This window comes from Deinococcus gobiensis I-0, assembly GCF_000252445.1.
Classification (GTDB): domain Bacteria; phylum Deinococcota; class Deinococci; order Deinococcales; family Deinococcaceae; genus Deinococcus; species Deinococcus gobiensis.
This window is the reverse complement of sequence record NC_017805.1, coordinates 22,635-43,328: the sequence shown is the minus strand read 5'-3', so window position 1 is coordinate 43,328 and position 20,694 is coordinate 22,635. Positions and strand designations below refer to the sequence as shown.

The window sequence follows — 20,694 nt, the reverse complement described above, 5'->3', positions numbered from 1 at the left end:
GTGGTCAGCGCCCGCAACGACCTCGCCGACGCGCAGCCAGACCCTGGCCGACCAGCAGCGCGACGCCACGCTGCCGGACCTGACCGCCTCGGTGCGCTACGGCCCCTCGGGCAGCGGCGGCCTGAACGCCAGCCTGAACCTCAAGCAGGGCACCGCCTCGGCCGGGTACACCGTGCCGCTGGGCACCGGCAGTTCCTCGTCGGGCACCAACCGCGTGGTCGCCAGCGTGACGGGCAGCTACGTGGTGTACTCGCCGGCCCTGAAGGCCCAGGTGTCGGCCGCGCAGGCGAACGTGACCCAGGCCCAGCTCACGCTGAACGTGACCCAGCAGAACGCCGAACTGAACGTGCGCACCCGCTACGCCACCGCGCAGGCGAGCCTGATCTCCCTGCAGAGCCTCGTCACCGGGGTCGAGGTCGCCCGCCTGGGGGTACAGACCGCCCAGACCCGCCTCACGGCCGGGGTGGGCACCGCCGACGACGTGACCCAGGCCCAGCTCGCCCAGGGGCAGGCGGAGCGCGCCCTGCAAAATGCCCGCGCGACCGCCCAGATCAACCTCATCCAACTCGAAAACGCCGCCGGAGGCCTCCAGTGACCCGTACCCCGACCCCGACCGCCCTGCCCACCTTCACCTTCCTGCTGGGCGCCCTGCTGCTCGCCGCGCCGGCCCAGGCCCAGACGGCGACCAGCGCCGGCAGCGCCGTGCAGGCCGCCCTGAACAACAACAGCGACGTGAAGACCGCGCAGGCCAACCTCGACAAGGCGCAGGCCGCCAACCGCGCCGCGCAGGCCGACCCCAGCAGCCTGGTCGCCGCCAAGCTGAGCGCGCAGAACGCCGCTGGCCTGGCCCAGGCCAGCCTGCGTGGGGCGCGCATGAACACCATGCAGAGCACCGTCGGGGCCTACACGGCGCTGCTCGAAGCGCAGGAGAACGTCGAGGTCCAGACGTTGCAGGTCCAGACCGACCAGAAGGCCGTGCAGGTCGCGCAGGTCAAGCAGGGGCTGGGCAACGCCACGGCGCTGGACGTGCAGAACGCCCAGAACACCCTCTCGGCCAGCACCCAGACCCTCGCCGACGCCCGCGCGCAGGTCACGCTCGCCTCGGCCCGCCTCGCCACCCTGACCGGCCTGGGCAGCGGCGTGCGCGCCGGCAGCGCCGTGAGCGTGCCCAAGCTGAGCACGACCCTGGCGGGCCTCCAGGGCGGCCTGAGCAGCCTGAGCGCCCTGGTGTCGGCCAACAACGAGCTGAGCGCCGCGCAGCTGAGCGTCAAGCTCGCCACGAACGACTTCACGCCCGCGCGCACCCTGCAAGACGCCCAGACGGCCCTCGCCAATGCCCAGCGCAGCGTGGGCAGCGCCGGACAGACGGCGGCCCAGACCCTCGCCAGCGCCTACCAGACCGCCCAGAACGCCTATGAGCTGCAACAGGTCGCCCTGAACCGCGAGGCCGCCGCCCAGAAGACCTATACCCAGGACGCCGCCCGCCTGAGGAGCGGCACCATCAGCGCGGTCGAGCTTCAGGCCACGCAGCTGGCACTGAAAAAGGCGCAATACAGCCGCCTCCAGGCCCAGAACAACGTGCTGGAGGCCCTCGCGGCCCTGTCGGTCGCCAGCGGGCAGAACCTAACCGGCATCGGGGGCACCCTATGACGGCCGCGCCCGCCCCGGTCAGGGCGGCGCGCCCGGTCCGGCGCCGCGTCTGGCCCTGGGTGATCGCGGGACTGCTGCTCGCGGGCGGGGTGGGCGGCGTGCTGTGGGAGCGGCATACTCGCGCCGAGGCGAGCGCCGGCGCCGCCCCCACGACCACCACCCAGGCCGCGCAGCCGGGCACGGTGCGGGTCAGCGTCAGCGGCCCCGGCACGCTGGAGGCGGGCGCGACCCGCACGGTCGGTGCCGACCTCACCGCGACGGTAGGCGCGCTGCCGGCGGTGGGTCAGCGCGTGACGAAAGGCGAACTGCTGACCACCCTGAGCAGCAGCGACGTGGCCCAGAACGTGCAGACGGCCCGCCTGAACCTGCAAAAGGCCCAGGCCACCCTGGACGCCGGCCGCGCCTCGCAGGCGTCGGGGGCGGCGAACCGCCAGAGCAGCGTGACCCAGGCCGCCGGCAGCGTGACCCAGGCCCAAGCCACCCTGAGCGACGCCGAGCGCGCCCTGAGCGCCCAGCGGCAGCTCGCGGCCATCGGGGCGGCGAGCACGCAGGCGGTCGCAGACGCGCAGTCGGCCGTCACGAAGGCGGAGCTGAGCCTGCAAAACGCCCAGGCAAGCCTCGCCAGCGCGCGTACCCAGGCCCAGACCGGGACCAGGGGCGACACCCAGACCCTGCGCGGCAACGAGATCGCCGTGCAGCAGGCCCGCCAGAGCCTCCAGACCGCCGAGGACGCCCAGGCCAAGCTCAAGGTGTACGCGCCCATCACGGGGGTGGTCAGCACGGTCAGCGCCACGCAGGGCACGGTCGTGACGAGCGGCGCGAGCATCCTGACCGTCATCGACGACTCGGTGCTGGCGCTGCCGGTGCAGGTGGACGAGACGCAGATCAGCGGGGTGGGGGTGGGCCAGACGGCCGAGGTGACCCTCGACGCCTTCGCCGACCAGACCTTCACCGGCAAGGTGACACGCGTCTCGCCGGGGGCCACGCAGTCGAGCGGCATCAGCGTGTTCACGGCGACGGTCGAGCTGCCCAACGCCGACCACAGGCTGCGCAGCGGTATGACCGCCGAGGCCGAGATCATCCAGAGCGAGGACCGGGGGCTGCTCATACCCAGCAAGGCCATCCAGACGGTGCGCAGCCGCAGCTACGTGGAGGTGCCCGCCAAGGACGGCGCCGAGCCCGAGCGCGTGCGTGTGCAGACCGGCGCCACCGACGGCACGAACACGGTCATTACCGGCGGGCTGGAATCCGGGCAGGAGGTGATCGTGCCGGGCAGCGCGCGCCGCGCCTCGTCGGGCACGAGTGGCAACACCCGCCAGTCGCAGGGCGGCCCTCCCGGCGGGGGCTTCGGCGGGGGCCTGCCGTGACCAGCGCCGCGGCGGGCGCAGTCGTGGACCTGCGCGGTGTGCGCAAGGTGTACGAACAGGGCGACGTGGTCTTCGAGGCCCTGAAGGGCGTGGACGTGCAGATCGGCCAGGGCGAGATGGTCGCCTTGATGGGGCCTTCGGGCTCGGGCAAGACGACGCTGATGCAGGTGATCGGGTTGCTCGACCGTCCCAGCGAGGGGGCGTATTTCCTGGGCGGGCGCGACGTGACCACCCTGAGCGAGAACGAGCGCGCCGAGGCCCGCAACATCGAGATCGGCTTCGTGTTCCAGGCCTTTCATCTGCTGCCGCGCCTGAGCCTGCTGGAAAACGTGGAGGTGCCCCTGACCTACGCCGGGGTGCCGGCCCGCGAGCGGCGGGCGCGGGCGCTGGAGATGCTCGCGCGGGTGGGCCTGGAGAGCAAGGCGGGCCACCTGCCCTCGCAGATCAGCGGGGGCCAGAAGCAGCGCGTGGCGGTGGCCCGCGCCCTGGCCGGGCGGCCCCGGCTGCTGCTGGCCGACGAGCCGACCGGCAACCTCGACACCCGCACGAGCGAGGAGGTCATGGACCTGTTCAGCGCCCTGCACGCCGAGGGCACCACCGTGGTCATCGTGACGCACGAGCCGGACATCGGGGCCTATGCGGGGCGCGTGATCCGCGTGCGCGACGGCCTGATCGAGTCCGACCTCTGCCAGACCCCGCGTGCCGGGCTGCGCGCGGCCCCGCAGGGAGGCGCCACGTGACCGCCCTCGTCCCACACCCCGAAGCCGAGGCGGCGGCCCAGGGGCGGCCCGCGCGGCGCGGGGGCGGGCTGGGGCTGGGCGGCGCCTTCACGGTCGCGTGGCGCGCGATTGTCGGCACGCCGCTGCGCTCGGTCCTCACGGCGCTGGGCGTGATCATCGGGGTGGCGGCGGTGGTGGCGCTGACCGCCATCGGGCAGGGCAGCACGGCGGGCGTCACGCGTAACCTCCAGTCGCTGGGCACCAATCTCCTGACCGTGCAGAGCGCGCGGGGCGGGGGCGGCGGCAGCCTGGTGCGCGGCGGCCCACGCTCGACCGTGACCGTCAAGGACGCCGAGGCCCTGAGCACCGCCTTCGGGGACCGCGTGGCCGGGGTGGCCCCCACCTCGCAGAGCAGCGTGCAGGCCAAGGAGGGCACGAGCAACGCCCAGGTCACGGTGCTGGGCACCTGGCCCGCCTACGAGACGGTGCGCAACAGCCCCGTGTCGGCCGGCGCGTACTTCACCGACGCCGACGTGTCGAACCGCCGGCGCGTGGCCGTGATCGGCGCGCAGGTGGTCACCGACCTGTTCGGCGAGGACACGTCGGCGGCGGACGTGGTCGGCCAGAGCCTGCGCCTGGGCAGCGTGAGCTTCACGGTGATCGGCGTGCTGCCCGACAAGGGCAACAGCGGCTTCGGCAACGCCAACAGCCAGGTGCTCGTGCCGCTGAGCACCTACACCCAGCGTTTCGCGCGCACCAACAGCGCCTCGGGGCAGCCCACGGTCAGTAACGTCTACCTCCAGGCGGCGAGCGCCGGCGACCTCACGGCCCTGCAAGACGACGTGACCGAGCTGATGAGCACGCGCCACAAGCAGACCGATCCCGACAACCTCGACTTCCAGGTGCAGAACCAGGCCGACGCCCTGGCGAGCCTGAGCAGCGTGACCGGCACCCTGACCCTGCTGGTGGGCGCCATCGCGGGCATCAGCCTGCTGGTGGGCGGCATCGGGATCATGAACATCATGCTCGTGTCGGTCACCGAGCGCACCCGCGAGATCGGCGTGCGCAAGGCGCTGGGGGCCAAGCCGCGCGACATCCTCACGCAGTTTCTGGTCGAGGCCTCGCTGCTCTCCATCGGCGGCGGTGTGCTGGGGCTGGTGCTGGGGGTGGGGGCGGCCTACGCAGGGCAGTTTTTCGGCATCGCCCCGGTGTTCAGCGCCGCGCCCATCGTGGTGGCCTTCGTGTTCAGCGCCCTGGTCGGCGTGTTCTTCGGGTACTACCCGGCCGCCCGCGCCGCCCGACTCGACCCCGTGGACAGTCTGCGCTACGAATAGGCGCGGCAGACCGGGCCTATTCTTCCACGACCTCTTTCCCGCTTCAGGAGTGTTCAGATGACCAGGATCAACTTCTTTGCCCCCATCGTCCTCGCCCTGCTCGCCACCGCCACGGCCCAGAGCGGCCAGACCCCGGGCGGCCAGGGCCAGGCGGCCGGACGCGCCCTGAGCCCCGAGATGCGCGCCCGCATGGCCCAGATGCAGCCGGTGATGGACCTCGCGCAGGACCTGCGCCTGCTGCCCGAACTGGAAAAGAACAAGGCGACCGCGCTGACGGGCGCGCAGGCCAAACAGCTCCTGCCCATCATCGCCACCCTCCAGAAGGCCCGCGCGGTCACGGCCGCCGACGCCAGGAAGTACCTCGCGCAGATCGAGGACAAGCTCCTGAACGACCGCCAGCTCACGGCCCTGGACAGCCTGCACCTCAAGGCCGAGGAGGCCCGTGAGGCGAGACGGACCCAGGGGGGCCAGCGGCAGGGCGCGCAGGCTCAGGGCCTGCCCCGCCTGCCCGGCATACCCGGCAGCGCGGCCTTCGGGCAGGGCGGCCCGCGCCAGGCTGGACAGGGGAGCCAGGCTGGACAGGGCCAGGGCGGGCGCATGGGGCAGTTCGACCCCGCCAACTTCAATCCTTTCAGGTCAGGCCGCGACGCCGACGCCCTGAAGGCCTACGTCGCCACGCTGCAAAAGAAGTAGGTCCCCTGCGGGCGCCGCCCCCTCGCCGTCCGGGCGCAGGGCGGCGCCGCTCTTGAGGAAGCGGGCCGGGCAGGTCTGTGCCAAAGTGGTCAGGACGCCCCATCCAGACTGTCCTTCCCGCCGGTCCACCGCGCCCCTCCCCTGTTCGGCTCCGCCCCGCCCATGCCTGCCCTGAACGCCGCCTTCCGCCATACCGACGTGCCCAGGTTCCTGCTGTGGGTGCCGCTGGTCGCGTCCTCCCTGACCATCTGGATTCTCGTGGTCCTGCGGATCGCGCCGCACATCTACATGGCGCTGCTGACGCTGGTGGTGCTGTTCGACCTGCTCGCGCTGTTCGGGCCCCGGCGCTGGCAGGCGGGGCTGTTCGTCGCCGCGCCGCCGGTATACGCCGGGGTCCTGCTGCTGGCGTGGATCAACGCGCTGTACGTGCTGCCCACCCACCCCACCACGCCCATGACCCGCACCACGGTCGAGCTGTTCATGACCGTCATCTACGTCTCCGGGTTCCTGCGCTACGCGCCGGGGCAGGCCGTCAGGCGGGCGGGCGCGTTCCTGGGGCTGCTGCTGGCGACCCTGCTGCCCTACAGCCTGCAGACCTACCGCGCCGGCAACGCCGTCGACAGCCTGTTCCTGCCCTTCGTGCTGCTGTTCACGCACTCGGCATTGATCGCGGTGCTGTGGTCGTTCAGTCAGGCGCGCGAGCAGCTCGTGCAGGCGCAGGCGCGCGAGGCGGCGCTCTCGGAACTCGCGCACCGCGACCCGCTGACGGGGCTGCACAACCGCCGAGCCCTGGACGACGATCTGGAGAAGGCCGGTCCCCGGCCGCTGCTGGCCGTCATCGACATCGACGGGCTCAAGGCGGTCAACGATGCCCAGGGCCACCAGGCAGGCGACGACCTGCTGCGTCACTTCGCGGCCGGATTCGTGCAGGCGGCGGCGCAGGGCGACCGGGTCTACCGTCTGGGCGGCGACGAGTTCGCCCTGCTGCTCGGGCAGGCCGGTCCCGAGGCCGCGCGCCGCCTGGTCGAGCACGTCACCGCGCGCGTGCGGGCCATCTACCCGGAGGCGGGCGCGAGCGTGGGCGCGGTCCACCGGCACCCCCACGAGACGGTCGCCGCCTGGTTCACCCGCGCCGACCGGGCCATGTACGCCCACAAGGCCCAGGGGCAGCCTGACCGGCCACCCCCGGAGGGCTAGGCAGGGAGACTCAGCCGGCCTGACGCGGCCAGGCACGCTCGCGCAGCCCCGGCGCGTGTTCGGCGGCCGTGCGCACCAGAATGCCCATCTTGTGCGGGTTGGCCTCCAGGTCGATGCGCACGCCCAGTTCGCCCGCCGCCTCGCTGCACGCCGGGCCGATGCTGGCGACCACCATGCGCCGCAGGCCCGCGCGCACCGCCCCGAGCTGGCCGAGACTCTCGGCGTAGGTCAGAAAGTTCAGGACCTGGGTTCCGCTGGACAGCAGCAGCACGTCGAGGTCGCCCGCCGCCGTCGCCTCGACCGCGCGGGCCAGCGGCGCGGTGTCCTCGGGAAAGATGCAGCGGTAGACCGGTACGCTGGTCACGCGCAGCCCGGCCGCCTCCAGTTCACGCAGCATGGCGGGCGGAGCCGCTTCGCCGTATTCCAGCATGACCGCGTGCTGGCCGGGCTTCAGGGTGTCCAGCAGGTGCGCCTGCACCTCGCGCCAGGTGTGGGGCCGGGGCACGCTGACCGCGCCCAGCCCGAAGGTCTTGAGGGCCTGCATGGGCTTGGTGCCGCGCGCGACGAGGTGCAGCCCCCGCAGGGTTTCCAGGTGCCGGGGGTCGCGGGCCGCGAGGTCGCGCAGAAAGAGCCGGGTGCCGCCCCCGGTCATGAAGGCCACCGCGTCTACCCGGCCGGCCTCCAGTTCGGCCTCAAAGCGGTCGAGCACGCCGCCGAGATCGAGTTTCTGCTCGGCCAGGCTGGGGGCCACCATCGGCACACCCTGGTACTTCTCGATCAGGGTGGCCATCTCCGGGGCGCGGCGTGACTCCAGGCTCAGGACCCTCAATCCGGCGAACCAATCCATACGTCACCCCCCTCCAGACGCGCGGCGTACACCGGCAGGCCCAGGGCCGGGTCGTCGAGGCTCCGGCCCGTGCGCAGGTCGAAGGCGTTTTTCAGCAGGGGCGAGGCGACCTTCAGTTCCTGCGTGTCGCCGCGCAGGTAGCTGCCCGTCAGGCCGCGCGACATCACGTTGGCCCCGGTGAAGGGATCGCGGTTGCCCAGCGCGAAGACCTCGCCGGCGACGGAAAAGACCGCCACCTGCCGCCCCCCCACGAGCGCGCACACGCCGGTGCCGGGCAGGATGTCGCTCAGTGCGCAGACGCGCGTCCAGGTGAGGGGCTGGCCGGGGGCGACAGGGGCGGTGGTCGGGATCGGCAGGGTGGTCATGGGGGCCTCCTCGGCAGGGCGGGTGCGGGACAGGGCGGGCATCAGTCGTCGCCGCCGGCCATCGGCAGCGGGGTCAGGTGGGTCAGGCCCGGGGGCAGGTCGGCGGGGCGGATCTGGCCACGCTCGTCCACCCACTGCACGCCGTCGTCGCGGGCGTCGCTGTTCACGAAGGTGCGGAACCGGGCGCGCATCTCCGGGGTCGCCACGGCGCGGGCCCACTCGTCTTCGTAGCTCGCCACATGGCGCTCCATCTCGGCTTCCAGCTCGGCGCAGATGCCCAGGCGGTCGTCCATGATCACGGCGCGCAGGTAGTCCAGGCCGCCGTCCATGTTTTCCAGCCAGGTCGAGGTGCGCTGGAGGCGGTCAGCGGTGCGCACGTAGAACATCAGGTAGCGGTCGAGCAGGCGCACGACCTCGTCCTCGTGGAGGTCGGAGGCGAGCAGCACCGCGTGCTTGGGCGTCACGCCGCCGTTGCCGCCCACGTACAGGTTCCAGCCCTTCTCGGTGGCGATGATCCCGAAGTCCTTGCTGCGCGCCTCGGCGCACTCGCGGGTGCAGCCCGACACGCCGCTCTTGAGCTTGTGGGGGCTGCGCAGGCCCCGGTAGCGCAGTTCCAGGCGCACCGCGAGGCTGGTGCTGTCCTGCACGCCGTAGCGGCACCAGGTGCTGCCGACGCAGCTCTTGACCGTGCGCAGGCTCTTGCCGTAGGCGTGCCCGCTTTCGAAGCCGGCCGCGATGAGTTCCTCCCAGATGGCGGGCAGGTCGTCGCGCTGCGCGCCGAGCAGGTCGATGCGCTGCCCGCCCGTGATCTTGCAGTACAGGCCGTAGCGCTTGGCGACCGCGCCAATGGCGATGAGGCCATCGGCGGTGATCTCGCCGCCCGGCACGCGCGGCATGACCGAGTAGGTGCCGTTTTTCTGGATGTTCGCCAGGAAGGCGTCGTTGGTGTCCTGGAGGGGCGCATGCCCCGGCTTCAGGATGTGCTCGTTGTACAGGCTCGCCAGGATGCTCGCCACCGCCGGCTTGCAGATCTCGCAGCCCAGGCCGTGGCCGTGCGCGCCCAGTACCTCGTCCCAGGTGTGGTGCCCCTTGACCCGCACGAGGTCGAAGAGTTCCTGGCGCGAGTAGGCGAAGTGCTCGCACAGGTGGTTGGAAAAAGTCTCGCCCAGGCGCGCGAGTTCACTCTGGAGCAGGCCGTGCAGGCTGGGCACGCAGCCGCCGCAGCCGGTGCCCGCGCCCGTGCATTTTTTCAGGGTGGCCACGTCGCGCGCGCCGTCGGCAATCGCGCCGCAGATGGCGCCTTGACGCACGTTCTCGCACGAGCAGATCAGGGCGTTGGCGGACAGCGTGGGCGCGGCCCCGCCGGGCAGCGGCGGCACGATCAGGGTTTCGGGCGGCACGGTCAGGGGGGCAGCGCTCATGGTCAGGTCGAGCAGGTCGCCGTAGCGCGAGGTGTCGCCCACCAGCAGGCCGCCCAGCACCTTCGTGCCGTCGGGCGAGAGCACCAGCTTGGAGTAGGTGCCGCGCACGTTGTCGCTCAGGCTGACCGTGCGGCAGCCCTCGGTCGTGCCCTTGGCGTCGCCAAAACTGCCGACCTCGACCCCCAGCAGCTTGAGCTTGGTCGAGAGGTCGGCCCCGGTGAAGTGCACCTCGGCGGCGGGCCGCAGCCCCAGGTCCATCAGGACGTTCGAGGCGGCCACCTTCGCCATCGCGTAGCCGGGGGCCACCAGACCGTACACGCGGCCCCCGTGCAGCGCGCACTCGCCCACCGCGTAGACGCCCGGGGTGCCGGTGCGGCAATGGTCGTCGATCTGAATGCCGCCGCGCTCGCCCACCGGCACGCCGCTGGCGCGGGCGAGGTCGTCGCGCGGGCGGATGCCGGCCGAGAACACCACCAGATCGGCGTCCAGGCGGCTGCCGTCGGCGAAGTCCAGGCCGGTCACGCGGCCCTGCGCGTCCAGCGTAATCTCGCGGGTGGCCCTGGCGGTGTGCACGCCGATGCCCATCTCCTCGATGATGTTCTGCAGCGCGCGTCCGCCTTCGGGGTCGAGCTGCGCGGGCATGAGCTGCGGCGCGAACTCGACGACGTGCGTCTCCAGGCCCAGCTTGCGCAGCGCCCCGGCGGCCTCCAGGCCCAGCAGGCCGCCGCCGATCACCACGCCACGCCCAGCGCCCAGGGCGGCGGCGCGGATCGCTTCGAGGTCGTCGAGCGTGCGGTACACGAAGCAGCCCGCCGCGTCCTTGCCCGGCACCGGGGGCACGAAGGGAAAGCTGCCGGTGGCGAACATCAGGGCGTCGTAGCCGAGCACCCGGTCGCCGACCGTCACCGTGCGCGCGGCGGTGTCCACCTCGTGCGCGCGGCCGTAGACCACGTCTACCCCCTGCCCGGCGTAGTTCTCCGGGGTGGTCAGGGACAGGTCGGGCTGGGGATCGTCGAAAAAGCTGCTGAGGCGCACGCGGTCGTAGGCGAGGCGCGACTCTTCGCTGATCACCGTCACGCGCAGGATGTCCGGACCGGCCTGGGCACGCAGGGCGTCCACGAAGCGGTGGCCGACCATGCCGTTACCGACGATCAGGACGTGGGGGGCCGGGGGCGCAGGGTGGGGGGTCGCAAAGTCAGTCATGGGAAAAAACGCCTCCGAAAAGCGGGGGAACGGAGCCGGCGGGAAGAGCAGGCCGGCCGGCCTCTGCCGCCATTGAGCCGCAATACTAGCAGGTTGTCAAGAAATATCTGGACAATTTGTAGATTTAGATCCTAAATCTAGATGACAGACTCGATTTTCTGCCACTTGTTACAGAGTCTTGCCCATTTTTGCAAATTTGGGGTTGACAACCTACCTGCCAGTCGGCAAGCTCGGCTGCATGAGCGCGCCCACTCCCACCACAGTCCGGACCACCTGCCCGTACTGCGCCGTGCAGTGCAATTTCGACCTGCACCTGGAAGGCGGGCTGCCGGTGAAAGTCACGCCGACCAGGGACTGCCCGGTGGCGCACGGCACGGTCTGCAAAAAGGGCCTCGCCGCCCTGAGCGACCTGCGCCACCCCGACCGCCTGAGCACGCCGCTGCTGCGCAAAGGCGGCGAACTGGTCCCGGTGGGCTGGGCCGAGGCGATGGCCTACGTGCGCGAAGCCCTGACGCCGCTGCTGGACAGTGACCCGAACCGCGTGGGCGTGTTCGGCAGCGGCAGCCTGACCAATGAGAAGACCTACCTGCTGGGCAAGTTCGCCCGCGTGGCCCTGAAAACGGGCAACATCGACTACAACGGCCGCTACTGCATGGCCTCGGCCAGCACGGCCATGAACCGCACGGTGGGCTACGACCGGGGCCTGGGCTTTCCGCTGGAGGACATCGGCACCAGCGACCTGATCCTGCTGGTCGGCGCCAACGTGGCCGAGACGCTGCCGCCGATCATGCAGTACCTCAAGGCGGCCAAGGACCGGGGCGGCGTGATCTACGCCATCGACCCGCGCGCCACGACCACCACCAAGGTCGCCGGGCGCGGCCTGAACCTGCGCCCCGGCAGCGACGGCGTGCTGGCGCTGGGACTGCTGCACCAGATGAAGGCGTGGGGCAAGATTCGCCCGACCGCCCCTGCCCACGGCATGGCCGAGGTGCTCGCGCACGCGGACGACTACCCGGCCGCCCGCGTAGCCCACGAGTGCGGCATTTCCGAAACCGAGTTCCTGACGTTGGCGCGCGCCTACGCCGACGCGGCCAAGCCCCTGATCCTGACCGGGCGCGGCCCCGAGCAGAGCGCGCAGGGCACCGACACGGTGCAGGCCTTCATCAACCTCGCGTTCCTGACCGGGCACTTCGGCAAGCCGGGCGGCGGCTACGGCACCCTGACCGGCCAGGGCAACGGTCAGGGCGGGCGCGAGCACGGCCAGAAGAACGACCAGCTCCCCGGCGCGCGCAGCCTGCGCGACTCCAGCCACCGCGCCGAGATGGCCGCGCTGTGGGGCGTCGCGCCGGAGGACCTGCCGCAGCCGGGCTACAGCGCCCAGGAACTGCTGAACGCCTGCGGCCAGCCCACTGAACAGGGCGGCATAGAGGCCCTCATCGTGCTGGGCAGCAACCCGGTGGTCAGCGCGGCGGGGGCCGGGCAGGTGACCGAGCGCCTCAAGGCCCTGAAGCACCTCATCGTCATCGACTTCCTGCCCAGCGAGACCGCGCAGCTCGCCACGCTGGTCCTGCCCGGCAGCATGTGGTGCGAGGAAGAAGGCACGACCACCAACCTCGAGGGCCGGGTGCAGCGCCGCCGCAGGGCCATGACCGCGCCGGGGGCCGCCCGCGAGGACTGGCGCATCCTGTGCGACCTCGCCGCCGCCGTGTGCCGGTCCCAGGGCTTTATGTACGGCAGCTTCCGCGAGGTGCAGGACGAGTTCTTCGCGGCGACGAAGGGCGGCAAGGCCGACTACAGCGGTCTGAGCGCCGAGCGCCTGGACCGCGCCAGCGCCCAGTGGCCGGTGAAGTCGGCGGGCGGCCCCGACACCCCGCACGCCTACGCGCCCAGCTACCCCACGCCGGACGGCCTGGCGACGCTGCGGGTGCCGGAGGTGCGGGTCACGCTGGGCGCGCCGCGCAGCCTGACCCTGATCACCGGACGGCTGGGCAACCAGTACCAGAGCGGCACCCAGAGCCGGCGCAACCCGGCCCTCAAGGCCGAGGCCACCGCCCAGATGCACCCCGGCACCGCCGCCGAGTACGGCCTGGGCGCGGGCGACCCGGTGCGGCTGCGCACCGCGCACGGCGAGGCGGTGCTGCCCGTCGCCCTGACCCCCGGCATCCGGTCCGACACCGTGTTCCTGCCCTTCCACTGGCCGGGGACCGCCAACCTCCTGACCGACCCCGACACGCTGGACCCCCATTCGCGCATGCCGCAGTTCAAGGGCACGGCCGTCACGCTGCACCCCGTGGGCGTGGCCGCGACGCTGGCCGGAGCGCCGCCCTCCATCCGGGCCGCCGCGCCCCTGTAAGTCCAGTCTTCCCTGCTGACCTTCCCCGCCCGTTTCAGGAGACGCCATGACCCCAGATACCCTGATCAGCACAGACACCCTGACCCCCTCCGCCACCCGGCCCACGCGCGCCGAACTGCTCGCGCAGATCGGGGCGGCCCGCCAGGAGCGTGGCCTGACCCTGACCAACCTGGGCGCGCAGCTCGGGGCCGACCGCGTGTGGCTCGGGGCGGCCCTGCAAGGCCAGCACCCCATGCCCGCCCCGATGGCCGCCTCCCTGCTGGGGCTGCTGGGCCTGCCGGAAAGCGGCGCGCCGGTCCTGACCGCCTTCGTGTCGCGCGGGTCCTTCGAGACCCTGCCTCCCACCGACCCCACCATCTACCGGCTGTACGAGGTGCTTCAGGTGTACGGCCCCACCCTCAAGACCCTGATCCACGAGGAATTCGGCGACGGAATCATGAGCGCCATCAACTTCCGGCTGGAGCTGGGCCGCGAGGCCCACCCCGACGGCGACCGCGTGACGATCAAGATGGCGGGCAAATTCCTGCCGTACCACTGGGCGACGCCCGAAACGAAGTAAATCCTGCGCCCCTCCCCCCTTCTCTTTATTCCAGGAGCCACATGACCCACGACCGCCGCTCGTTCCTCAAGCTCGCCGCCAGCACCGCCGCCGTCACCGCCGCCACCACCCTGCCGCAGTTCGCCCGTGCCCAGGCCAAAAAGCCCATCAACATCGGCTTCATCGCCCTGACCGACTGCGCGAGCATCGTGATGGCCCAGGAACTCGGCTACTTCAAGAAGTACGGCGTCGAGGTGAACGTGATCAAGCAGGCGTCGTGGGCCGCGACCCGCGACGGGCTGCTCAGCGGCGACCTGCAAGCGGCGCACTGTCTGTTCGGCATGCCCCTGAGCGTGTACACCGGCATCGGCGGCCCGGCGGGCAAGGAACTGCCCATCGCCATGATCCTGGACAACAACGGCCAGGGCATCGCGCTGGAAAACAGCTTCAAGGCGGCGGGCGGCGACCCCAAGGCGGCGGGCGAGATGATCCGCAAGCTGGTCGCCTCGGGCAAGGCCCCGACCTTCGCCGTCACCTTCCCCGGCGGCACCCACGACATCTGGATGCGCTACTGGCTGGCGAACGCGGGCGTGAACCAGAGCAAGGTCGGCATCATCACCGTGCCGCCGCCCCAGATGGTCGCCAACATGAAGGTCGGCAACATGGACGGCTTCTGCGTGGGCGAGCCGTGGCCCGGCGTGGCCGTGCAGCAGGGCATCGGCTTCACGCACCTGACCACCCAGCAGCTGTGGCGCAACCACCCCGAGAAGGCGCTGGTGCTCAACAAGGAGTTCTCGGCCCGGCGCGACGAGGTCAAGGCCGTGATGCGCGCGGTGCTCGACGCCTCGGCGTGGCTCGACTCGCTGCCCAACCGCCGTCAGGCCGCCAAGGTCATCAGCGCCAGCAAGTACGTCAACGCCTCGGCCGACGTGATCGAGGGCCGCCTGGAGGGCAAGTACGACATGGGCGGCATCATCGGCAACAAGCAGTTCCTGGGCGACCAGATGATGTTCTCGCGCGCCGGCCAGACCAACCTGCCCCGCCACGGCCACGCCATCTGGTTCCTGGCCCAGTACGTGCGCTTCGGGCTCCTCAAGACCGCGCCCGACTACCAGGCGGTGGCCGAGAAACTCATCATGGACGACCTGTACCGCGAGGTCGCCAAGGAAGCGGGCCTCAAGGTGCCGAACGACGACATGGCGACCATCAAGACGACCATCGACGGCTGGACCTTCGACCCCAAGAACCCGGCCGCCTACATCAAGGCCCACCCGCTGCCGAGCTGAGCCCCAGTCGGGCGCGCCGCGCCGCGCGCCCCTCTCCTGCCTGCCGCCCCCGCCTCCCCCCTGTCTGGAGACGCCATGACCACGACCCGCCCCACCAGTGCCCCCGTTTCCGCGCCCCCCGCCGCGCCGCGCCGCGTAGACCTGCGCGCGCCCTTGCAAGGGCTGGGCTTTTTCGTGCTGGGTCTGGCCCTGCTCGCGCTGGTGTACGCCGGGGCCGCCGCCCTGCGCCCGGACCTGCCCAGCCTGGGCGTGATCGCCACGACCCTCGTGGGCCTGCTGCGCGACCCCTGGTACAACCGTGGCCCCAACGACCAGGGCATCCTGAACCTGCTCATGTCGTCGCTGACGCGCGTGTTCTCGGGCTTCGCGCTCGGGGCGCTCGTCGCCATTCCGCTGGGCGTCGTGATGGGCAGCATTCCGGGCATCCGCAGGGTGCTCGACCCGGTGGTGCAGCTGCTGCGCCCGGTCTCGCCGCTGGCGTGGTTTCCCATCGGCCTGACGCTGTTCAAGTCGGCCGAGCCGGCGACGGTGTTCATCATCTTCATCACGGCGCTGTGGCCCACCGTCATCAACACGGCCTTCGGGGTCAGCGGCGTGCCCCAGGACTTCAAGAACGTGGCGCGCGTGTTCCGCTTCACGCCGGGGCAGTACGTCTTCCGGGTGCTGATGCCCTACGCCCTGCCCCACATCGTGACCGGCCTGCGGATTTCGTTCGGCATCGCGTGGATGGTCATCGTGGCCGCCGAGATGCTCAGCGGCAAGAGCGGCATCGGCTTCTACGTCTGGGACGCCTGGAACGCCCTGAACCTGGCGAACGTGGTGTGCGCCATTCTCATCATCGGCGTGACCGGCTTCCTGTTCGACCGCCTGTTCAACCTGCTGGAAAAGAAGGTGTCGTATGTCTGAAGCCGCCCTGCTCAACCCCAAGGCTTCGGCCATCGCCTCACCGCTGACCCCGGCGCTGGACATCGCGGGCGTACACCGCCGCTACGGCAACTTCGTGGCGCTGGAGAACGTGAACCTGGACATCTGGCCCGGCGAGTTCGTGAGCATCATCGGGCACTCGGGCTGCGGCAAGAGCACGCTGCTCAACCTGATCTCGGGGCTGGACCACCCCAGCGAGGGCAGCGTGAAGCTGTTGGGCCGCACCATCACCGGCCCCGGCCCCGACCGCGCGATGGTGTTCCAGAACTACTCGCTGCTGCCCTGGCTGAGCGTGCGCGCCAACGTGACCGAGGCCCTGAGGGCCGCCCGCACCGACATGAACGCCGCCGAGCGCGACGCCTCGACCGACCACGCCCTGAAGATGGTCGGGCTGTGGCCGCACCAGCACAAGCGGCCCTCGGCCCTGTCGGGCGGGCAGCGCCAGCGCGTCGCCATCGCCCGCGCCTTCGCGGTGCAGCCGCGCGTGCTGCTGCTCGACGAGCCTTTCGGGGCGCTCGACGCCATCACCAAGGGCAAGCTGCAGGACGAACTGCTGGGCATGTGGAGCACCGAGGGCGAGAGCGGCATCAGCAACGTGGTGATGGTCACGCACGACATCGACGAGGCGATCTACCTCAGCGACCGCATCGTGGTCATGAGCAACGGCCCGCGCGCCCATATCCACGAGGTCCTGACCGTGGACCTGCCGCGCCCGCGCGACCGCACTGAACTGGTGAGCCACCCGACGTACCTGAACCTCAAGGCCCACATGCTGCACCTGCTGGGCACGGTCCTGGCGACCCACCACTGATCCCGCACGAAGGAGGCCCCGACATGACCCACTCCCCCGCCGCTCCCGCCCTGACCGCCGACGCCCGCCGGGTGGTCGCCTGGTCCACCACCGGCTTCACGCTGATGTTCGCCGTATGGGTGATGTTCGCCATCGTGGCGCTGCCCATCCGCAAGCAGTTCGGGCTCAGCGACGCGCAGTTCGCGCTGCTGACCGCCATTCCGGTCCTCACGGGGTCGCTGCTGCGGCTGCCCGCCGGGCTGCTCGCCGACCGCCTGGGCGGCAAGAAACTGTTCCTGGGCGTGACCTTCGTGACGGCCGCCTTTGCGCTGGCGCTGGCCTTCGCACACAGCTTCAGCATGATCCTGGCCCTGGCGCTGGGCGTGGGTCTCGCGGGCGTGAGCTTCGCGGTCGGCAACGCCTGGATCGCGCAGTGGGTCCCCGCCGCGCGCCAGGGCCTCGCGCTGGGCACCTTCGGGGCCGGCAACGCGGGGGCCAGCCTCACCAAGCTGGCCGCGCCGCTGCTCGTCGGGCTGGTGCCGGCCGGGCTGCTCATTCCCGGCGGCTGGCATTTCGTGCCCTTCCTGTTCGCGCTGCTGCTGCTGGGCGTGGGCCTGCTCACGGCGCGCTTTACCCCCGCCGACCTCCCCCGGCAGACCACGCGCACGCTGGGCGACTGGCTACGGCCACTGGGCAACGCGCAGGTCTGGCGTTTCGGGCTGTACTACGTGGTGTTTTTCGGCGCCTACGTGGCCCTGAGCCTGTACCTGCCCAAATTCTACGTGGACCACTCTGGCGTGCCGCTGGCCGAGGCCGGGCTGCTCACGGCGCTGTTCATCTTTCCGGCCAGCCTACTGCGCCCGCTGGGCGGCTACCTCAGCGACCGCTTCGGGCCGCGCGGCGTGACGGTCGCGGCCTTCGCAGTCATGCTGCTGGGGCTGCTGCCCCTGACCCGCGAGCTGGCACTGGTGCCTTTCGTGCTGCTGACCACCGTGGTCGGCGTGGGCATGGGCGTGGGCAAGGCCAGCACCTACACCCTGGTCGCGCAGTGGTACCCCGGCCAGATGGGCGTGGTCGGCGGGCTGGTGGGGCTGCTGGGCGGCCTGGGCGGCTTCATCCTGCCGCTGACCTTCGCGGCGCTGGCCCCCAGCCTGGGCGCGGGCGCGGCGTTCATGACCCTGCTGGTCCTGACCGGCTTCAGCGGCCTCGTATTTCTGGGCAGCATGTTGCGTCTGCGGTCACTGGGCCGGCAACCGTCGCTGGTGTGAGTTGAAGCAGAAGGAAGGCCGGGCCCCCGTGCGCCCGGCCTTCTCCGATTTCAGGCCTTCGAGAGCGCGTCGGCGGTATGGGCGGCGTGGCGGCCGTCCTCCAGCTTCACGATGTATCGCGGGTCGTCCTTGCTCGCGCGGTAGTGGAAGCCCTGCACCTCGCCGTCCTCGTGCGCCACGCGCACCACCTCACCGTGCGCCTCGCCGCCGTGGCTGCTCCACTTCACCCGGTCACCCTTCTTGAAGGTCGTCATGGCGCAGGGTGGCACGGCGCGGCGGCGCGGAGCTGTCAGGGATGATACGGGGCCGGCCCTCAGACGCCGACCGGCGCTCTGGTCTTGCGGCGGCGCTTGGCGGCGTACATGCGCCGGTCGGCGCGCCCCAGCAGGTCCTCCAGTGCGCCTTCCTGCGTCGTCGCGCTGCCGAGGCTCACGCCCAGCGGCGTAGGCGCGACCTGCCGCACCGCCAGCACCGCGAGGTCGATGCGGTCCAGCACGTCGGCCTCGGCCCACAGGCCCGGCAGCAGCAGCACGAACTCGTCGCCGCCCAGCCGGTACACCTGACCGTCGAGCGCGAACTCGGCCGCCAGCGCCCCGGCGAAGACCCGCAGCGCCTTGTCGCCCTCGGCGTGTCCGGCAGTGTCGTTGAGGCTCTTGAAGCCGTCGAGGTCCATGAGACTCACGGTCCAGTCGCTGTCCGGGGCGGCCTCACACAGCGCCTCCTCCAGGGCGCGGCGGTTGCCGACGCCGGTCAGGGAGTCCTGTTTGGAGATGCGGGTGGCGGCCGCCAGCGCGTCGTGGCGCTGCATGGCGCTGCGGATGCTGCGGCCCGCCGCTTCCAGCAGGGCGCGGTCGCTGGCGCGCCAGGGCCGCCGCTCCTCGCCCCCGGCCCGCAGGACCGCCAGGACCGCGCGCTCCTGACCCCACAGGCCCAGCGGCACCCAGGCGATGGCGCGCAGGCCCAGCCCGGCCGCATTGGGCAGCGAGGCGGGGTGGGCGGCGTAGTGGTCCACATACACGTTCTGCTGCGCGTCGAGCAGGGTGGCCGTCACGCCCCGGCTCTGGGTGCTGGACTGCTGGAGCAGCTGGGCCAGAGGCGCAGGGAAATCCTGCTGCATCTGCACCACATGGACCTGCGTGCCCTGTTCCCGGACCGTCACCAGCCCGGTCCAGTCGGCCCCGACCGCCTGCCCGAGCAGCTGCGCGGCGTGGACGGTGATCTCCTCCGGAGTGCCGTTCATGTTGCTCAGGGCCGTGACCGCCTCCAGCGTCTGGGCGTTGCTCAGCTCGCGCCGCAGCCCGGCGGCGTACAGCTCCTGGGCGTCCAGCTGCCGGCTCAGCTCGCTCGTATGGGACCGCAGCTCCAGTTCGCTGACCGCCAGCGCGGCGAGGTCCTGCAAGATCAGCAGGTCGTCGCTGGTCGGCTGCCGGGGGGCGGTATCGAACACGCATAGCGTCCCGATACGGTGGCCGCGCGGCGTGATCAGCGGGGTCCCCGCGTACATCCTGGCTCCGTCCTGCACCAGCCCCAGGCCCTCGAAACGCTCGTCGGCCGTCAGGTCAGGCACGACCAGCGGCGCGTCCTCCATGATCGTCCAGGCGCAGGGCGCGTCGGTGCGGGCCAGCTCGGCGCGTTCTGCCCCGGTCGCGGCCTTGTTCCAGTGGCGGTGCTCGTCCACGAAATTCAGGACGGCGACGGGGGTGCCCAGCAGCCGCGACGCCAGGCGCACGATGCGGTCGTAGTTTTCCTCGGCAGGGGTATCCAGGATGCCGTAACCGTTGAGGTCCAGAAGTCTAGCGGCCTCGTCTGTCGGCACAGGTCCCCGAATCATGGCCCGACGCTAGCACCTGTTCCCTGACGCAATTCGGACATCCCTCGCCCTGAAGGCGTTCTGACCGGCCATTCACCGAAACCGGCCGCCCCCACCGGAAGTGGGGAACGGCCGCCAGTTGCCGCGCTCCGCGCGGGCTGCGGGACTCAGTTGACGACGCGCGCCGCCGACTCGGGCGCGCCCATCAGCACGACCACGAAATGACCCGGCAGGTTGTGGATGACCATCTGGTGCGCGCCGTAGCGGATGCTGACCTGGTCGATGTCCTCGCCCAGCATCTGGCGGCCCAGCACGCCGGCCGTGTTCGTGAAGAAACGGGCGAACAGCTGGATATTCTCGGGCAGCACGTTGCCGGTCTGCTTGAGCGGCTGGCCCTGGCGGTCCAGGATCACCACGTCGCGCACCTGCGGGTGGTCCTCGTAGGTCTGGAGCAGGGCGTTCAGTGCCCCCAGGTCGCCGTCGTCGATGGCGGGCGCGGCGGGGGCCGGCCCGGTGGCCTCGGCGTCGCCGGCCGTCTGACGGTGGGCGGCGAGCACCTCCTGCACGAGGGGAATCAGTTCCTCGGAGCGGAAGGGCTTGCGCAGCACGCCGCTGGCCCCGGCCTCGCGGGCCTGGGCGCGGACCTCGTCGTCCACGTTGCCGCTCATCAGGATCACGGGCAGGTGCGCCGAGCGGGCGTCGGCCTTCAGGCGGCTGCACAGCTCCAGGCCGCTCATGCCGGGCATGATCACGTCCACCATCAGCAGGTCGCAGGCGGCGGCCTCGTCGAGCATGTCCAGGGCCTGCTCACCGCTTGAGGCGCTGCGGCTGTCCAGGGCGTGATTGCGGAAGGTGATTTCCAGCGCCTTGCGGACGCTGACACTGTCGTCGACGATCAGGATTTCAGGCATGTACGGGGGGTCTCCAGA

General features: G+C 71.3%; 19 protein-coding genes. 13 read left to right on the top strand and 6 right to left on the bottom strand.

The annotated features are described in order from the left end of the window. Nucleotides 1-91 precede the first annotated feature (91 nt). The 7 genes from DGO_RS24350 (at nucleotide 92) to DGO_RS21200 (ending at nucleotide 6,960) form a co-directional block, all read left to right on the top strand. Nucleotides 92-595: a TolC family protein gene (locus DGO_RS24350; protein WP_264371056.1), complete on the top strand. Its 504-nt coding sequence runs from the start codon at nucleotides 92-94 to the stop codon at nucleotides 593-595. A 278-nt stretch (nucleotides 596-873) separates the two neighbouring features. Next, a complete protein-coding gene (locus DGO_RS23370; protein WP_338032432.1) occupies nucleotides 874-1,650 on the top strand; it encodes a TolC family protein in 777 nt (258 codons plus the stop codon). Next, entirely contained in the window at nucleotides 1,647-3,017 is a 1,371-nt protein-coding gene (locus DGO_RS15225; RefSeq protein ID WP_014695441.1) for an efflux RND transporter periplasmic adaptor subunit, read from the top strand. Before DGO_RS23370 ends, DGO_RS15225 begins: the two co-directional genes overlap by 4 nt. Then, complete coding sequence (locus DGO_RS15220; protein WP_043804103.1) at nucleotides 3,014-3,757, top strand: ABC transporter ATP-binding protein; 744 nt, start codon at nucleotides 3,014-3,016, stop codon at nucleotides 3,755-3,757. Before DGO_RS15225 ends, DGO_RS15220 begins: the two co-directional genes overlap by 4 nt. Before the next feature lie 68 nt (nucleotides 3,758-3,825). Next, on the top strand, nucleotides 3,826-5,070 hold the full coding sequence (locus DGO_RS15215; protein WP_043804267.1) for an ABC transporter permease: 1,245 nt from the start codon (nucleotides 3,826-3,828) through the stop codon (nucleotides 5,068-5,070). 57 nt (nucleotides 5,071-5,127) lie between these two features. After that, the gene (locus DGO_RS15210) at nucleotides 5,128-5,763 is read left to right on the top strand and encodes a hypothetical protein (protein WP_014695438.1); all 636 of its coding nucleotides are present in this window, start codon (nucleotides 5,128-5,130) and stop codon (nucleotides 5,761-5,763) included. A 162-nt stretch (nucleotides 5,764-5,925) separates the two neighbouring features. Then, nucleotides 5,926-6,960 carry a GGDEF domain-containing protein gene (locus DGO_RS21200; RefSeq protein ID WP_014695437.1) on the top strand — a complete coding sequence of 345 codons (1,035 nt, stop codon included), beginning with the start codon at nucleotides 5,926-5,928 and terminating at the stop codon, nucleotides 6,958-6,960. Nucleotides 6,961-6,970: 10 nt separating this feature from the next. Here DGO_RS21200 and DGO_RS15200 read toward each other — a convergent pair whose 3' ends face one another. Genes DGO_RS15200 through nirB form a run of 3 tightly spaced genes read right to left on the bottom strand, consistent with a single transcriptional unit; the run spans nucleotide 6,971 to nucleotide 10,796 of the window. Next, nucleotides 6,971-7,807, bottom strand: a complete 837-nt coding sequence (locus tag DGO_RS15200; protein ID WP_014695436.1) for a uroporphyrinogen-III synthase — start codon at nucleotides 7,805-7,807, stop codon at nucleotides 6,971-6,973. Next, nucleotides 7,786-8,172, bottom strand: a complete 387-nt coding sequence (gene nirD / locus DGO_RS15195) for a nitrite reductase small subunit NirD (RefSeq protein ID WP_014695435.1) — start codon at nucleotides 8,170-8,172, stop codon at nucleotides 7,786-7,788. The genes DGO_RS15200 and nirD overlap by 22 nt, the downstream gene beginning before the upstream one ends. Nucleotides 8,173-8,213: 41 nt before the next feature. After that, nucleotides 8,214-10,796, bottom strand: coding sequence for a nitrite reductase large subunit NirB (gene nirB / locus DGO_RS15190; protein WP_014695434.1), 2,583 nt, complete (start codon nucleotides 10,794-10,796; stop codon nucleotides 8,214-8,216). Nucleotides 10,797-11,034: 238 nt separating this feature from the next. Between nirB and DGO_RS15185 the strand changes: the two genes are divergently transcribed. The 6 genes from DGO_RS15185 to DGO_RS15160 all read left to right on the top strand — a co-directional run bounded on the left by DGO_RS15185 (nucleotide 11,035) and on the right by DGO_RS15160 (nucleotide 17,955). Then, on the top strand, nucleotides 11,035-13,149 hold the full coding sequence (locus DGO_RS15185; protein ID WP_043804096.1) for a molybdopterin oxidoreductase family protein: 2,115 nt from the start codon (nucleotides 11,035-11,037) through the stop codon (nucleotides 13,147-13,149). 46 nt (nucleotides 13,150-13,195) lie between these two features. Beyond that, a complete protein-coding gene (gene cynS, locus DGO_RS15180; protein WP_014695431.1) occupies nucleotides 13,196-13,708 on the top strand; it encodes a cyanase in 513 nt (170 codons plus the stop codon). 41 nt (nucleotides 13,709-13,749) lie between these two features. After that, nucleotides 13,750-14,973: a CmpA/NrtA family ABC transporter substrate-binding protein gene (locus DGO_RS15175; RefSeq protein ID WP_014695430.1), complete on the top strand. Its 1,224-nt coding sequence runs from the start codon at nucleotides 13,750-13,752 to the stop codon at nucleotides 14,971-14,973. Between the two features lie 75 nt (nucleotides 14,974-15,048). After that, complete coding sequence (ntrB, locus tag DGO_RS15170; RefSeq protein ID WP_014695429.1) at nucleotides 15,049-15,879, top strand: nitrate ABC transporter permease; 831 nt, start codon at nucleotides 15,049-15,051, stop codon at nucleotides 15,877-15,879. After that, on the top strand, nucleotides 15,872-16,708 hold the full coding sequence (locus DGO_RS15165) for an ABC transporter ATP-binding protein (RefSeq protein WP_014695428.1): 837 nt from the start codon (nucleotides 15,872-15,874) through the stop codon (nucleotides 16,706-16,708). The genes ntrB and DGO_RS15165 overlap by 8 nt, the downstream gene beginning before the upstream one ends. 23 nt (nucleotides 16,709-16,731) lie before the next feature. Continuing rightward, the gene (locus tag DGO_RS15160; RefSeq protein WP_014695427.1) at nucleotides 16,732-17,955 is read left to right on the top strand and encodes an MFS transporter; all 1,224 of its coding nucleotides are present in this window, start codon (nucleotides 16,732-16,734) and stop codon (nucleotides 17,953-17,955) included. 50 nt (nucleotides 17,956-18,005) lie between these two features. On the opposite strand, the gene DGO_RS15155 is transcribed toward DGO_RS15160, so the two are convergent. The 3 genes from DGO_RS15155 to DGO_RS15145 all read right to left on the bottom strand — a co-directional run bounded on the left by DGO_RS15155 (nucleotide 18,006) and on the right by DGO_RS15145 (nucleotide 20,676). Continuing rightward, nucleotides 18,006-18,209: a hypervirulence associated TUDOR domain-containing protein gene (locus tag DGO_RS15155; protein WP_014695426.1), complete on the bottom strand. Its 204-nt coding sequence runs from the start codon at nucleotides 18,207-18,209 to the stop codon at nucleotides 18,006-18,008. 59 nt (nucleotides 18,210-18,268) lie between these two features. Further along, the gene (locus tag DGO_RS15150) at nucleotides 18,269-19,786 is read right to left on the bottom strand and encodes a sensor domain-containing diguanylate cyclase (protein ID WP_014695425.1); all 1,518 of its coding nucleotides are present in this window, start codon (nucleotides 19,784-19,786) and stop codon (nucleotides 18,269-18,271) included. A 146-nt stretch (nucleotides 19,787-19,932) separates the two neighbouring features. Beyond that, nucleotides 19,933-20,676, bottom strand: coding sequence for a response regulator (locus DGO_RS15145; protein WP_014695424.1), 744 nt, complete (start codon nucleotides 20,674-20,676; stop codon nucleotides 19,933-19,935). Between the last annotated feature and the right edge of the window lie 18 nt (nucleotides 20,677-20,694).